The 15,184-nt window shown below is 50.8% G+C and carries 9 protein-coding genes; 6 read left to right on the top strand and 3 right to left on the bottom strand.

Annotated elements, in window-relative coordinates:
* Positions 1-133: 133 nt before the first annotated feature.
* Positions 134-2,542, top strand: a complete 2,409-nt coding sequence (locus NDI45_RS17675; protein ID WP_348248124.1) for an acyl-CoA dehydrogenase — start codon at positions 134-136, stop codon at positions 2,540-2,542.
* Positions 2,543-2,671: 129 nt separating this feature from the next.
* On the opposite strand, the gene NDI45_RS17670 is transcribed toward NDI45_RS17675, so the two are convergent.
* From NDI45_RS17670 to NDI45_RS17660, 3 genes are all read right to left on the bottom strand, one after another.
* Positions 2,672-3,931, bottom strand: a complete 1,260-nt coding sequence (locus NDI45_RS17670; protein ID WP_190793208.1) for a cysteine desulfurase-like protein — start codon at positions 3,929-3,931, stop codon at positions 2,672-2,674.
* Positions 3,928-4,644: a 2OG-Fe dioxygenase family protein gene (locus tag NDI45_RS17665; RefSeq protein WP_348248123.1), complete on the bottom strand. Its 717-nt coding sequence runs from the start codon at positions 4,642-4,644 to the stop codon at positions 3,928-3,930. Before NDI45_RS17665 ends, NDI45_RS17670 begins: the two co-directional genes overlap by 4 nt.
* A 536-nt stretch (positions 4,645-5,180) precedes the next feature.
* On the bottom strand, positions 5,181-5,408 hold the full coding sequence (locus NDI45_RS17660) for a hypothetical protein (RefSeq protein WP_199296594.1): 228 nt from the start codon (positions 5,406-5,408) through the stop codon (positions 5,181-5,183).
* A 151-nt stretch (positions 5,409-5,559) separates the two neighbouring features.
* Between NDI45_RS17660 and NDI45_RS17655 the strand changes: the two genes are divergently transcribed.
* From NDI45_RS17655 to NDI45_RS17635, 5 genes are all read left to right on the top strand, one after another.
* Entirely contained in the window at positions 5,560-6,735 is a 1,176-nt protein-coding gene (locus tag NDI45_RS17655) for an MFS transporter (RefSeq protein ID WP_348248122.1), read from the top strand.
* A 227-nt stretch (positions 6,736-6,962) separates the two neighbouring features.
* Positions 6,963-7,256 (top strand): helix-turn-helix transcriptional regulator, encoded by a 294-nt coding sequence (locus NDI45_RS17650; RefSeq protein WP_190794643.1) that lies wholly within the window; start codon positions 6,963-6,965, stop codon positions 7,254-7,256.
* Between the two features lie 329 nt (positions 7,257-7,585).
* Positions 7,586-7,768 carry a hypothetical protein gene (locus NDI45_RS17645; RefSeq protein WP_190794642.1) on the top strand — a complete coding sequence of 61 codons (183 nt, stop codon included), beginning with the start codon at positions 7,586-7,588 and terminating at the stop codon, positions 7,766-7,768.
* Between the two features lie 59 nt (positions 7,769-7,827).
* Positions 7,828-11,205, top strand: coding sequence for a GAF domain-containing protein (locus NDI45_RS17640; protein WP_348248121.1), 3,378 nt, complete (start codon positions 7,828-7,830; stop codon positions 11,203-11,205).
* On the top strand, positions 11,202-15,125 hold the full coding sequence (locus tag NDI45_RS17635) for a PAS domain-containing protein (protein WP_348248120.1): 3,924 nt from the start codon (positions 11,202-11,204) through the stop codon (positions 15,123-15,125). The genes NDI45_RS17640 and NDI45_RS17635 overlap by 4 nt, the downstream gene beginning before the upstream one ends.
* Positions 15,126-15,184: the final 59 nt, after the last annotated feature.

Genomic DNA, 15,184 nt, shown 5'->3' with positions numbered 1-15,184 from the left:
CAAATCCTCAACATAGGGTTACAGAAGATTGACAAGGGCGGCTTAGAGATAAGGGCAATTCGCGAGCCGCCCCCACCGGATCTGTAATCTCACTTCAGGGAATCGGTATAGCCCTTATCTGGGGAAAACAACTATGATTTCATTGCCATTCACAATCATCATTTCTGTTTTTTTACTGTTCATTTTGGGATATTGGGGTGTTTCACTCTGGTTGTGGTCGCTCTACCTCAGTCTTGTTCTTTTTGCATTCGCTTCGCCGATTTGGCTATGGGGAGTTTGGGCTATTGTTGCAGTCATTCTCAATGTTCCTCTGTTACGACGGGCTTTGATTAGCACACCGATTTTGCGGGGAGTGCGATCGCTCCAACTTCTGCCCCAAATCTCCGAAACCGAGCGGGCTGCCATTGATGCGGGCACTGTTTGGATTGAGGGCGAGTTTTTCTCTGGGCAACCAAACTTCCAGCGCATCCAGCACCAGCCTTATCCAGAGGCAAGCCCCACACTTCAGGCATTTCTCGATGGTCCTGTAGAGAATGTTTGTCGCATGGCAACCGATTGGGAGATTCATCGCCGCAAAGACTTGCCGCCGGAGGTCTGGCGTTATCTCAAACAGGAAGGCTTTTTGGGGATGCTCATTCCTCAAAAGTACGGTGGATTGGGCTTCTCTAATCTCGACTACAGCACGATTATGGTGAAGCTCGCCTCTCGCTCTTTTATCTATACCGCGACCGTGGGTGTGACCAATTCGCTGGGACCCGCTAAACTGCTGCTTAACTACGGCACTGCCGCCCAGAAGGAATACTACCTGCCGCGACTGGCACGGGGAGAAGAAATTCCCTGCTTTGCCCTGACCGAACCGACCGCTGGTTCTGACGCTGCCAGCATTACTTCTCAAGGCACGGTGTTTCGGGGAGAGGATGGCAAGTGTTACGTGCGGTTGAATTTCCGCAAACGGTACATCACGTTGGGGGCGATCGCCACTCTTATTGGACTCGCCTTTAAACTCCACGATCCCGATAACCTTCTGGGCAAAGGCCCTGATATTGGAATTACCTGCGCCCTGGTTCCCGCCAACACGTCTGGTGTGATTCTCGGTAAACGCCACGACCCAATGGGCGTTCCCTTCTACAACTCTCCGATCGAAGGACAGGACGTCGTTATTTCTGTGGATCAAATTATTGGTGGGGTCGAGCAGGCAGGGCAAGGTTGGAAGATGCTGATGCAATCGCTGGCGGCAGGACGGGGCATCAGTTTTCCCGCGAGTTGCACAGGTATCGCTAAATTCGTCACCCGTGTCACCAGTGCCCATGCGACGGTGAGGCAACAGTTTGGCTTGTCGATCGGACGATTTGAGGGCATCGAGGAGCCGCTCGCTCGCATTGCAGGCATCACCTATCTGCTGGAAGCTGCCCGCGTTTATACCTGTGCTGCAGTGGATCAGGGCGAAAAGCCGTCGGTGGCGTCCGCGATCGCCAAATATCAGTTCACCGAGCTTGCTCGCAAATTGGTCAACGATGGCATGGATATCCTGGGTGGTGCGGGAATTTGCCGGGGACCGAGAAACCTGCTGGCGAACGTTTACAGTGCCATGCCGATTCCCATTACCGTTGAAGGCTCTAATATCCTCACTCGCACCCTAATGATCTTTGGTCAGGGGGTAATTCGTTGCCATCCCTATCTCTATGCCGAAGTCAAAGCCGTTCAAGAAAATGACCCCGTAGCATTCGATCGCCTGTTGTGGCAACATCTTGGTTTTGTTTGCAGAAATATCTTTAGAACATTGCTTTTAAGTTTTTCGCGAGGGGCGATCGCCCGCTCTCCAATTCCCGGACCCACCGCTCGCTACTACCGCAAACTCACCTGGATCTCTGCCCAATTCGCCCTGCTCACTGACCTTGCGCTGCTCTGCTTTGGGGGCAGCTTGAAACGTCACGAAAAAATTACTGCACGCTTTGCCGACATCGCCTCATGGCTGTACCTCAGCGTTGCGACCCTACGGCGTTTCGAGGCAGAAGGACAACAGCCCGAAGACCTACCCCTGGTCGATTGGTCTCTGCAATACAGCCTGATGCAAATCCAGCAAGCGATCGAGGGGATCTGGAGCAACCTGCCCATCCCCGCTATGGTTCGCGCCATCGTTCTAATGAGCTGTCGGCTCAATCCCGTGGGGCAGCCTCCTCACGATCGTTTGGGAAGCCAAATTGCTCAGCAAGTTCAGAAACCGGGTTTAGAGCGCGATCGCCTGACTGCCGGAATTTACCTTCCCACTCACCCGGACGAAGCATTGGGACGTTTGGAACAAGCCTTTGTACTCTGTACCCAGGCAGAAAGTGCGACCAAAACTCTGAAAACTGCCATTCGCAAGGGTCAGTTTACCGCTCATTCTTCCGAATCGCCTTTCTCCGATCCAGCATTGAATGCGGCAGCCGAGGCTGAAATCATTTCCGCGATCGATGCCCAGTTCATTCGTGTTGCCGAAACGGCTCGTCAGGCTGCAATTCAAGTCGATACCTTCACGCTAGCAGAATATCAACTGCTGTAGCGAGCAAATGCTTTGCTTAAAATTTAGGGCGTTGCTGAATCGAACACGGGATCAAAAGTCCCCCCTGGGGTTGGGGGGCATATTCATCGCCTGACTCAGCAACGCCAAATCCTGTTTATCGATCCAACCTCATGCCGCAACCGGATGCACTGCCAACTCGTGCAGGGTATGCAACAGACGATAAATTTCTTCTGGCGTGTTGTAGTGGGTACAGCCAATTCGCAGCAGTCCTCCTCTTGCCTCCAGTCCAAGGTGCTGAATCAAATTCAACGCATAGAAATGACCGTGCCAGGCGAAAATACCTCGGTCGCCCAAAGCTCCTGCCAGTTCAGCCGGGGAATATCCTGCCAAGCGAAAGGCAATGGTGGGAGTTCGCCAGACAAAATGGGCTGGGTTCTGGATGCCATAAAGCGTGAGACCCGGAATCTCTAACAGGTGAGGAATCAGAGAGTCGGAGAGCGATCGCTCATATTCTTGAATGGCAACCATTGCGGTCATCAAAGCCTGGCGGCGATCGGTTGCAGTGGAGATGATGCGGCGACCCAGTTCAGCTAAATAATCAATACAAGCAACGACACCAGCCAATCCCTCAAAGTTCAGCGTCCCCGTTTCCCAGCGACAGGGCACTTCATTGGGCGCAGGCAAGACTTTATAAGGATATAGCCGAGCCAAGTGTTCTCGTTTGCCGTAGAGGATTCCCACATGGGGGCCGAAGAATTTGTAGGCAGAGCAAACCAGAAAATCGCAGTCTAGCGATCGCACATTGATTAAACCGTGGGGCGCATAGTGAACGGCATCCACAAAGGTCGCAGCACCGACAGCATGAGCCAGCTTGATAATCTGAGCCACATTGTTAATCGTGCCTACCGCATTCGAGGCATAGCCGATCGCCACCAGTTTGGTTCGAGGTGTAATCTGCCGTTCTAAATCGACTAAATCCAGCGTGCAGTCTTCTAGATGAATATTTGCCGTGCGAACGATCACGCCTCGTTCTTTTAGTGCCAGCCAGGGGGAGACATTGGCATCATGATCAAGTTGCGTGACCACGATTTCATCCCCTGCTTGCAACAACCGCCCAATGGCACGGCTGATGGCAAAGGTAAGGGTCGTCATGTTGGCTCCAAACACGACTTCACCCGCATCGCAACCCAAGAAATCAGCCACGGCAGCTCTCGCCTGGTTCACCAAAGCATCGGTGTAAACACTTGTAGCAAATGCCCCATGCTGATTGGCATTCGCGGTCAGGAGATAGTTAGTGATCGCATCAATGACTCGCTGAGGAACTTGAGTGCCCCCAGGTCCATCCAGAAACAGAACGGGGTGTCCGTTGATCTGTTGCCGCAAAGCGGGAAACTGAGCGCGAATCCAACTGAGATCAAGCACTGTCATAGCCTGCTTTCCTCTGATACTTCATCCGGTGGAAATAGCCCTGGGCAGGTCAATACAAAAACATCTCTTGTCCCTTGTCCATAGCCGATCGCCTTCACTGGGGAGGTGTAGTGAAAATATTGATCGTCCTTAAACACCAAAAATTCTCCCGGATGCAGCACTTTACTAAATACGGGCTGTTTGTCTTGCTTGTTCTGGTAAAGATGAGTTTCACCACCGCGAATATTGTGGCGATCGACCGAGAAAATGCCAACCAGATCCACCCCATCCCGATGAATGCCTTCAGGCGCAGGATTGCCCATCTTTTGAGCCGATGCGACCGTCCGAATCTGATGCACGCCAATCTCTTTGTAGGGCGAGCAAAGCTGGCAGAACTGGTAAAATTCCCAAACTAATCGCTGAAAGACTTCCTGCTGAATCAGTTCATCCTCTAGCTCGGCATACTCTCGAACCACGTCCCCCAGGAGTGGGTTATACTGCCGACTCTGAAATATACGACGATGGGGCTGCTGAATTAAGCGATCGCCGTTCACAATGAAGTGAGAAAGCCGCCGGAACCGATAACCGCCCTCCAGATAGGGGTCAGCAGGCAAATTGGCAAAAGAAGGCTGGAGTGGCTTGACGTCGATCGCCGTTAACATTTCCAGCACATAGCTTGCCAGACAGTTTGCTTCTGGCTTAATAAATTCTTGAGGCTTAGAGAGATTTAACATTGGATTCAACTGCCTTGCTTAAATACAATTGCGGCAGCAAAATGATCTGCCATTGACAAAAGTAGGCGAATACAGTGAATGATTGAAAAATGAATGGAATGATTGAGAAATGAATGAAAAAAAGATAGAACCGATCAAGCTCTAAAGAATTTTTCTCGAAAGGCAACCAATAAGGTTTATAAAGGTTTGTAGCGATCTTGTAGTGGTACCCTAAACAGTTTTGTTTGAATTATTTTGTTCGCATTGAGCCGAACAAGTTGAACGATGCAAGAGGCAACCTTAGCTCTTAATGCCAACTCTTCCTTTGTTGACTCTTCCTTTGTTGACTCTTCCTGATGTCAGCTCTCCCTGATGTTGGCTTTTACTTAAAGAAGAGAGTTTAGCTGTACCAGTCCAATACTGATTATTGTAATTAGATTTCTGTCGATCGTCGATCCCCAATCGGTTAGAGGCCGGTTTTCATCAATTGGTCGTAGTCGGGGTAACGTCAGATTCCAGTGTGACTAAGACAGCCGATTCTGGAAAACGGCATGATTCTAGTTGCCAGAGTTCTTGAGCAGGTCGGCTTCGATCGCTCCCGGTTCGTAGGCTGACCAGTAGCCAAACCAGAATGCGAGTTTGACGAATACAGGCATCACCCCCATTACGCTGGGCGTTTTTTCAATGCCAACCCAGGTTTCACTCAGGCTGGCAACCCAAATTGCCATGTTCACCTCGCGCTTCATAATGAGCGATTCACCCTGGTGAACATGAACAACTTGCACTCATTCTGTGTATAAATTTGATTGATGTAATCGCTGAACGATCTTAGAATAGCGGTTTCATTTTCGTCAAAATGCCGATCGTAGCCTGCTTTCCCGATCGACTCTACTATTCTATCGCTTCCCAGTCTCGTTACCCTCCACGCCTTCCATCATGTTTAACCCAGCCAATCGCACTGTTCTTCTACTTGCTCTTTGTCAGACCCTAGCAATGACAGGCAGTACGATTCTCTTTATCACTTCCGCCCTGATCGGACAATCGATCGCCTCAGACAAATCCCTTGTCACATTGCCACTGGCTCTCCTTCAAATTGCCACCATGATCGGCACGATCCCGGCTTCTCTTTTAATGCAGCGAATTGGTCGGCAAAAGGGATTTATGTTGGGGGTGCTGCTGGGGTTGGCGGGCGCAGGTTTGGGGCTATATGCGATCGTTTCTCGTCAGTTTTTCTTGTACTGCATTGCGACGATCGTGTTTGGCAGCTTCAACAGCTTTGTTGGGTTTTACCGATTTGCGGCTGCCGAAGCGACAAGTGAAGCCAACCGATCGCAGGCGATTTCCTACGTGATTGCGGGAGGCGTCATCGCAGCTGTGGCTGGACCTCAGCTTGCAAACTGGGCAAAAGATTGGCTTCCCAATGCAACCTTTGCTGGCTCCGTTGGAATCCTTATTCTTCTACAAATTGCAGCTTTTATGCTGCTCACGGGGGTCAAGCTGCCCCGCCCCGAACGATCTGAACAGCAAAAGGGACGACCGATCGGGAAAATTATGCGTCAGCCTGTGTTTATGGTGGCGGCAGTGGGCAGTATGTTGGGCTACGGCGTGATGGCGTTTGTGATGACCGCAACTCCCCTGGCAATGGTGGCAGCAAATCATCCATTTCACGATGCGGCAAATGTGATGCAGTGGCACGTTCTGGGAATGTTTGCGCCGTCGTTTTTCACAGGTTCACTGATTGCCCGATTTGGAGTGCTGCAAATGATGGCGACCGGAGCAGTCTTGAGCCTGCTTTGCATTGCCATTAATTTAATCCAGAACGATTTGCTGAGTTTTTCGATCGCCCTCACGCTCCTCGGCATCGGCTGGAATTTCCTGTACATCGGCTCAACTACACTCCTGACCCAGGCATATCAGCCTGAAGAAAAGGCAAAAACCCAGGCAGCCCACGACTTTCTGATGTTTGCCTTTGTCGCAACGGTTACGCTCCTGGCAGGCAGTGTATTTGAGCATCAGGGCTGGAGTGCAGTGAATTGGGGTGGCGTTCCCATGATGCTGCTGGTTTTGGCAGCAGTCTACTGGCTAAAGCGACAGCCGCTCAAACAGGTGTAATTTCTAAAAAACATCCCAATCCCCGATCGTAGGGAATTGAGGTCAAGCCGGGGTCATTCGCTAATTTCAAGATAGACAATTCACCTTTCTTTCTACAACTTCTACAAGACGTAAACCCGATTAATTTAAAAATTCTTCTACCGTAGGGTAGAGACTGGCTACGACCTGGTAGGGAGATAATTCGGCTGTAACATCTGTTATATGCTCCCCATATCTGCTCCCTAATTATGAAAGCTCCCATTCAAACTATTTTGCTGCCGAAAACTTCAATGTTAGAGCAGCCTCAGGTTAGCCAGTTAATTCGAGAACTGCGACAGCTCACGGCTTGGACCCAGGAAGAGCTTGCTGTCGCTTTAGGTGTTGCCTACGGCACGATTAATCGCTGGGAGAACGGACGAGTTCAGCCCTCCATGCTTGCCCTTAAACAAATTTACGCCGTTCTTCAAGACATCAACCAATCTGCAATTCAGGAGGTGCGGGAACAGAGTCAGCAGCTTTTAGAGAAATATTTTGCTGCTTAACTTTAAGAACTCTCTTGCGTAGCGAACTTCTGAGCAGCGTCTATTACTGAGTGCCCAAGATCTGCTTTAAATTTCTCTGGAAGTGTTATCTTTCAGGCGAAAGAAACAGGGTTTGACCGAGCTTTAAGGCACGCCCTTGCAAGAATGTTAGTAAGGATAGAACAATGACCAGTCAGGCGATCGCCTCAACACTGAAAGGTTCTTCTTGCAGTTGGTTCAACCAAAAGCGATTTGTCAGGTTGGAATGCCAGACCTAGATGGTGATAGGTTGCCGCGTCAAGTTCGTAGCCGTGAGGCTTCGCGAAGCAACTTGCGTCCTTTAAATCGACTTGCATCCTTCAAATCGGGGAGGAACAGTTCCAGCGATCGCGTTGACCGCCTATGCTGGAGAAATCGATCAACAGCAAGCCTTTGCGGCTGACTTGCAGCGACACATTACCCAGCTTGGGGAGCCAGAGCCATGGGTGGAAGCGATCGCCTTGGTCGATCCGAAACCTCATCGCCCGACCTGAGCTAAGTAAAACAACCATGCCTCTTCTTGATAGTCCAATTTCTGTCTGCTGACCTTCCCATGACTGAACCCTTCACCACTCCTGCAACCCCCACCCCCCAATCGGTGATACCTCCGGATGAAGCAAAACGATTGGAAGCACTGCGTCGCTACAATATTCTAGACACGCCGCCCGAAGCTGCTTTTGATCGCATCACCTCACTTGCGGCACAGGTGTTTGATGTACCGATCGCCCTGGTTTCATTGATTGACGAGTCGCGGGGATGGTTCAAGTCCTCCTATGGCTTTAAGCTCCAGGAAGTTCAGCGCGATGACACGATTTGCAGTTTGGCACTGTTATCAAATCAGATTCTCGTCATTCCCGATACGCGCCAGGACGATCGCCTTGTTTGCAATCCTTTTGTTCAGAGTGAACCGGGCTTGCGATTTTATGCGGGTGCGCCCTTGATAACCCATGATGGCTTTAATCTGGGAACACTTTGTCTGCTTGATACCAAGCCTCGCGAACCGCTCACGGAAAAGCAGGAGACAATGCTGCTGGACCTTGCAGCAACGGTGATGGATGAACTGGAGCTTCATTTGGCAGTTCGTAAAGTGGCTCAAATCGATGCGGCACTGCTGGAGGTGACTCAGGGGGTTTCTGCAGTGGTGGGGGATGCTTTTTTCTCAGCCCTGGTGCAACATCTGGCGAAAACGTTGGGTTTTGACTATGCCTACATCGGACTGGTCAGCGGCAAGCAGCAGGAAACCATTCGCACGATCGCTGCCTGCACCAAAGAGCAACTGATCGACAATTTTGAATATTTATTAGAAGGAACCCCTTGTTGGGAGGTACTTCAGCAGCGAAAACTATGCTGCCATTCCCACAGCGTTCAAACCTTGTTTCCTGACGCACCGCTTCTAGAACCGCTGGGAATAGAGAGCTACATTGCAGTTCCATTCTTTGATGCAGCAGGCGTTCCGCTCGGCTTGCTGGGCGTGATGGATGGAAAACCGATCGCTAATGTTCAACTGGCAGAATCGCTGCTGACCATCTTTTCGCTCCGAATTACCAGCGAACTAGAGCGACAGCAAATTGAGACAGTCCGACAGGAAACCCAGCAAGATTTAGAACATCTGGTCGAACAGCGAACGATCGAATTGTCTCAGACCAACGAACAGCTTCAGCGAGAAATTACAGAGCGACAGCAGGCACAGCTGGCACTAGAGAAAGAACGGGAAGTTCTCAGGGTGCTGCTGGATACGGTGCAGGCAGGCATTGTCGCCTGTAATGCCGAGGGAGTTTTGACGCTGTTCAATCAGGCAGCGCGAGAATTTCATGGATTGCCCGAAGAGCCCCTACCGCCGGACCAGTGGGCAGTACGCTACAACCTCTATCGACCCGATGGCAAAACGCTGCTGCCCAGAAATGAGATTCCGCTGTTTCGGGCAGTGCAGGGTGAAACGATTCACAATGCTGAAATGGTGATCGCGCCCAAAGGGGGAACCGCACGAACGCTCCTTGCGAGTGGACAGGTCATTATCGATCGCCAGGGCAAGAAACAGGGCGCAGTCGTCGTCATGCACGACATCACCGATCGCAAACAGCAGGAAGCCGAACGCGCCCAACTCCTCCGGCAGCAGGTTCAAGAGCAAACGGCGCGTCTAGAAGCGGAAGCTGATCAGCGCAAAGCTGCATTTCTTTCAGAAGTCAGCACGGTGCTGGCATCTTCTCTGGATTATCAGCAAACCCTACCGCAGGTCGCGAACCTGATCACCCCGTTTTTTGCCGATTGGTGCGCGATCGACTTACTGCAAGACAACTCCGTTCAGCGCGTTGCGGTGGCTCACCGTGACCCAGCAAAAGTGAAATTGGGCTGGCAAATTCATCAGCAGTTTCCCACCCAAATGGATGTTCCCCACGGAGTGGCAAAGGTGCTGCGAACGGGCAAGTTAGAGATGGCGGCTGAAATTCCTGATGCGGCACTGGCGGCTGCCACTCAGAATGCTGAACATTTGCAGATTTTACGCGAACTCGGTTTAAAGTCTTGCATTATCATGCCCCTGATTGCACGAGGACAAATTTTAGGCACAGTTTCTTTTATTACCGCAGAATCCGATCGCCGTTACCAGGAGGCAGATTTGGTTCTGGCAGAAGACATTGCCTATCGGGTGGCGATCGCCATTGATAATGCGAATCTCTATGAGGCAGAGCGCACGGCGAGAAGCACAGCGGAGGCAGCAAATCGCGTCAAGGATGAATTTCTTGCCATTTTGTCCCATGAGCTGCGAACGCCTCTTAATCCCATTATGGGTTGGACGAAGCTGCTGCGGAGCGGTAAATTAGATGCGGCTAAAACGGCTCACGCTCTGGAGACGATCGAGCGCAACGCCCAACTTCAGATCCAATTGATTGAAGACCTGCTCGATGTCTCGCGAATTTTGCAGGACAAACTCAGCTTGAAAATAGCTGCGGTTGATCTCGAATCCATGATCCAGTCTGCGCTGGAAACTGTTCGACTGGCAGCAGAGGCAAAGTCAATTCAGCTGGATACAAAGTTTGATCTGGCGATCGGAGAAGTTTTAGGGGATGCGGTTCGGCTTCAGCAAGTGGTTTGGAATCTGCTCACTAATGCGATTAAATTTACTCCCAGAGGGGGGCGAGTTGAGGTGAAATTATTATTTATTGCTGACAGTTCGTTATCCCTAGAAGGCAAATCACAAACAACAGACGAAGAACAGATCGGTTATGCCCAGATCGAGGTGCAGGATACAGGCAAGGGAATCAGTCCTGACTTTTTACCGCACGTTTTTGAGTATTTCCGGCAAGCTGATTCGTCTACCACGCGCAACTTTGGTGGTTTGGGGCTGGGGCTGGCGATCGTGCGAAATTTAGTGGAATTACACGGCGGGACCATTTCAATCAATAGCCCCGGAGAGGATCAAGGAACAACCTCCACCGTGAGACTACCGCTGAGGAGCAGAGCAAGCAGCAAGACAAAGCCCGAAACTCATTTACCTCCCCTTGCTTTGGACAGTCAGCCTTTGCAGGGAGTTCAGATTTTAGTCGTGGATGATGAACCAGATTCCCGCGCTTTAGCAGTTTCGATTCTGGAAGAAGCAGGCGCAATTCCTACTGCTGCGGGTGATGCGATCGAGGCACTGGCAATCCTTGCCCACAGCAAACCCGATGTGCTAGTCAGCGATATCGGAATGCCAAACATGGATGGCTATACACTGCTGAAGAAAATTAGACAAATGCTGCCAGCACAGATGATTCCAGCAATTGCAATCACCGCTTATGCCGCAGAAATTGACCAGCAACAAGCAATTCGTGCGGGTTTTCAACAGTACATGACAAAGCCGATTGAGCCAGAAGAGTTTGTCAGGGCAATTCGCACACTGTGCAATTCCAAAGAACCCGCAGCATTGGTAAACCGGAGGCAAGAACAGCCATGAGCACGACAGGGGCGACGAGTCTGTCAACAAATGAACAGGACTTTTTAGAATGCTTCGGGGATGGCATGGCTACGCTCGATCGCGAGTGGCGATTGACTTACCTCAATCGTAAACAGGCGGAGTGGTTCGACCTGCCCAAGCAGGAGGTACTGGGCAAAACGATTTGGGAAGTTTGTCCTCAGTGGACTGTTCCTGAGATGCAAGGACAGCTTCAGCAGGCGATGACTCACCAAACCCCGGTTCAGGTTGAGTACTGTTGCCCCAAGCGGCAGGGCTGGTTTGAGCTGCGGGTTTATCCATCCCCGAGCGGAATTACGGTTTTAACGATCGATATTACAGAACGCAAACATAGGGAAGAAGCACTGCGGGAAAGTGAATTGCGGTTTCAGGCATTCATGAACCACTGTCCTGCTTCGGCTTGGATTACCAGCGAATCCGGGCAACTGCTCTACCTCAGTCCGTTTTACTTAGAAACTTTTTCTTGCGACCAGGATGCGGTTGGGAAATACGTCGCTGACCTTTTTCCGCCGGAAACTGCTCAACAATTTTTACAGAATGATCAATACGTTTTTGAGACAGGAGAAGTTCTGCAAACCGTGGAGTATGCTCCTGGTTCTGATGGCAGCGTCAAGAGTTTTTTAGTGAGCAAGTTCCCGATGAAGCATCCATCCGGAGAGAAGCTCCTGGGTGGATTTGCGGTCGATATTACTGAGCAAAAACGCATCGAAGCCGCCCTTCAGGAGCGGGAACAGCACTTGAAGATTGCCCTTCGCACCGCCAAGCTCGGCTCCTGGCAGCATGATTTAATGACCAATACGCTCATCTGTTCTGACCAGTGCAAAGCCAACTTTGGGCTACCGCCCGACGCTGAATTTACCCATGAAATCTTATTCGCTGCGCTGCATCCAGACGATCGCGATCACGTTCAAGCTGCAATTCGGCGATCGATCGAAGAACGGACCGATTACGAAGTGGAAGAACGCTGTTTTCACCCGGATGGTAGCCTGCACTGGCTGATCGCACGGGGCGGATTGATCTGCGATGAGGGTGGAAATCCTATTCGTCTGGTCGGAGTGACGCTTGACATCACAGAGCGCAAACAGTTTGAGGAATCTCTTCAAGAGGCGAATCAAAAAGTTTCTGAGATTCTCGAAAGTATTACCGATGCGTTTATCACATTTGATCAGGACTGGCACTATACCTATGTCAATCAGGAAGCTGCCCGATTATTGGGAAAATTGCCGGAAGAATTGTTAGGCAGACGCTGGCAGGATGTTTTTCCAGATGTCGTGCAACAAAAAACGATCTTTGCTCAGCAGTTTCAGCGAGCGATGGCTGAACGGGTTACAGTCCACTTTGAAGGCTTTTCTGCGGCAGCCAATCGTTGGTTGGAAGCTGCCGTTTTTCCAGCGGCAAACGGAATCGCAGTATTCTTTCGAGACATTGGCGATCGCAAACAAGAAGAACAGCGCAAAGCCCTTCAGTACAGCATTTCTCAAATTCTCGCGGAAGCAACGACCGTAGCGGGTGTTGTTCTAACGCTCTTGCAAACCATCTGCGAGGCATTAGGGTGGCAGGTGGGCATCATTTGGAGCCTTGATCACGCTGACGCTAGTTTGCACTGCATGCATAGCTGGTTTAGTGGAGCTGAACTGGCGGTCAGGGCGAATCCGTTTATCGAAGCCTGTCAGCGTGCCGCGTTTGAGTTTGGGCTTGGACTTCCGGGTCGCATCTGGAAAAGTCGCCAGTCAGCCTGGATTCCTGATTTATCGCGGGACAGTAATTTTCCTAGACTGGCAGCAGCTTCCGACGCAGGATTACAGGCTGGATTTGGCTTCCCAATTTTGCTGGCTGATGATTTTTTTGGAGTGATTGAGTGCTATAGCGATCGGACTCAGGAACCCGACGAAGACTTACTTCAGCTCATGACAGCGATCGGCAGACAAATTGGGCAATTTATGGAGCGTAAGCGGACTGAAGCAGCATTGCGCGAAAGCGAGGAGTTATTCCAGAGCTTTATGAACAATAGCCCGGTTGCTGCATACATTAAAGATGAATCAGGACAGTACGTTTATGTCAATGCGGTGATCGAACGACTGTTTGAACATCCTGCCTCGGAACTGATGGGACGTCGCGATACAGATTGGTTTCCCTCTCAGGCGATCGAGCAGATTCATGCAAATGATGCGGCAGTGTTCGCGCAAAACCAGGCACTCCAGTTTCTTGAAACCGTGCCCTTTGGCGAGCAGGTTCGTCACTTTATGGCATTTAAGTTTCCGCTCCGAGATGCTTCTGGTAAAAGGCTTCTAGGAGGAGTATCAGCAGATATTACCGATCGGGTTCAGGCAGAAGCGTTCCTTCGGCAGCGTGAAGAAGAATTGCGCGTCATTACAAACACGGTTCCGGTATTGATTTCGTTTGTTGATGCGGATCAACGCTACCGCTTTAATAGCCAACGCTATCAGTCTTGGTTGGGACAATCGCCCGCTGAAATTCAGGGTCAATACCTTTGGAACGTGCTGGGTGAAGCAGCGTATACCGCAATCCGTCCTTATGTTGAGCAAGCTCTATCGGGTCAAGCGGTGACGTTTGAAAGTGAGATTTCCTATCAAGACGGCGCAACCCGCTACATCAGTGCCAGCTATATTCCCCAGTTTGACGAGCAGCAAGTCACGGGATTTGTGGCGTTGGTAAGCGATATCAGCGATCGCAGGCAGGCAGAGCAAGAACGTGAACAGCTATTAGCCCGCGAACAAGCAGCACGAGAACAAGCGGAAACGGCAAATCGGCTGAAAGACGAATTTCTCGCCATCCTGTCCCATGAGCTGCGATCGCCCCTCAACCCCATTTTGGGCTGGACAAGGCTTTTGCGATCGCGTGAGTTTGCCCCTGAAGCCCGCGATCGGGCACTGGAAACCATCGAACGAAATGCCAAACTGCAAACTCAACTGATTGAAGACCTGCTAGATGTTTCTCGAATTCTGCGGGGAAAGCTGTTGCTTGATATGCAGCCCGTTAATCTTGCAATGGTGATTGACTCGGCATTAGAAACCGTTCGATTGGCGGCAGAAGCAAAAGGAATCGCCATTCAAAAGCAATTACCAGAAATAACCGTCTGTGTGAGTGGAGATTCGAGCCGTCTACAACAGATTGTCTGGAATTTGATTTCGAATGCGGTCAAATTTACCCCCACTGGTGGACAGGTCAACGCGACGCTAAAACGGCTTGAGAATGAAGCGATCATTCAAGTAAAAGATACAGGAAAAGGCATTGCTGCTGCATTTCTGCCCCATGTGTTTGACTACTTCCGTCAGGAAGACAGTACCACAACTCGTAAATTTGGGGGGTTGGGGTTGGGGCTGGCGATCGTGCGCTACCTGACCGAACTGCATGGCGGCACAGTTGAAGTCGAAAGTGCAGGCGCAAATTTGGGAACCACGTTTACTGTTCGATTGCCGTTACTTGCACACTCAGGCAAGGCGGTCAACTCGCAGCAAAATGGCGACTCAGATTGGACAGAGCGATCGCTTCTGGCAAATCTCCGAATTCTAGCAGTGGATGACGAAGCTGATATGCGAGAGCTCTTAGCCACCATTCTCACGGGCTATGGTGCGGAAGTTGAGGTCGTGAGTTCGGCTCAAGCAGTACTGGCTGCGCTCGATCGCACCGTACCCGACGTTCTCATTAGCGACATTGGAATGCCTGACATCGATGGCTATGCCCTGATACAGCGAATTCGCATGCAACCACCCGAAAAAGGGGGAAATGTTTTAGCTGTTGCCCTGACTGCTTACGCCGGGGAAATCAATGAACAGCAGGCACATCAGGCTGGGTTTCAGCAGCACATTGCGAAGCCCGTGGAACCGGAGGAATTAGGAAAAGCAATTGTCAACTTATTGGCAAGGCAGAGCAATCGCTGAACCGAGACCCGGTTGAGTCACGACGCTGGCACTTACGTAGGCTGACAGCATTAGCAATT

Origin of the sequence: Leptolyngbya sp. GB1-A1 (assembly GCF_039962475.1) — a bacterium.
Lineage (GTDB): Bacteria > Cyanobacteriota > Cyanobacteriia > Elainellales > Elainellaceae > Leptolyngbya_A.
The sequence above is the reverse complement of the archived record's forward strand: the minus strand, read 5'-3'. Positions and strand labels throughout refer to the sequence as shown.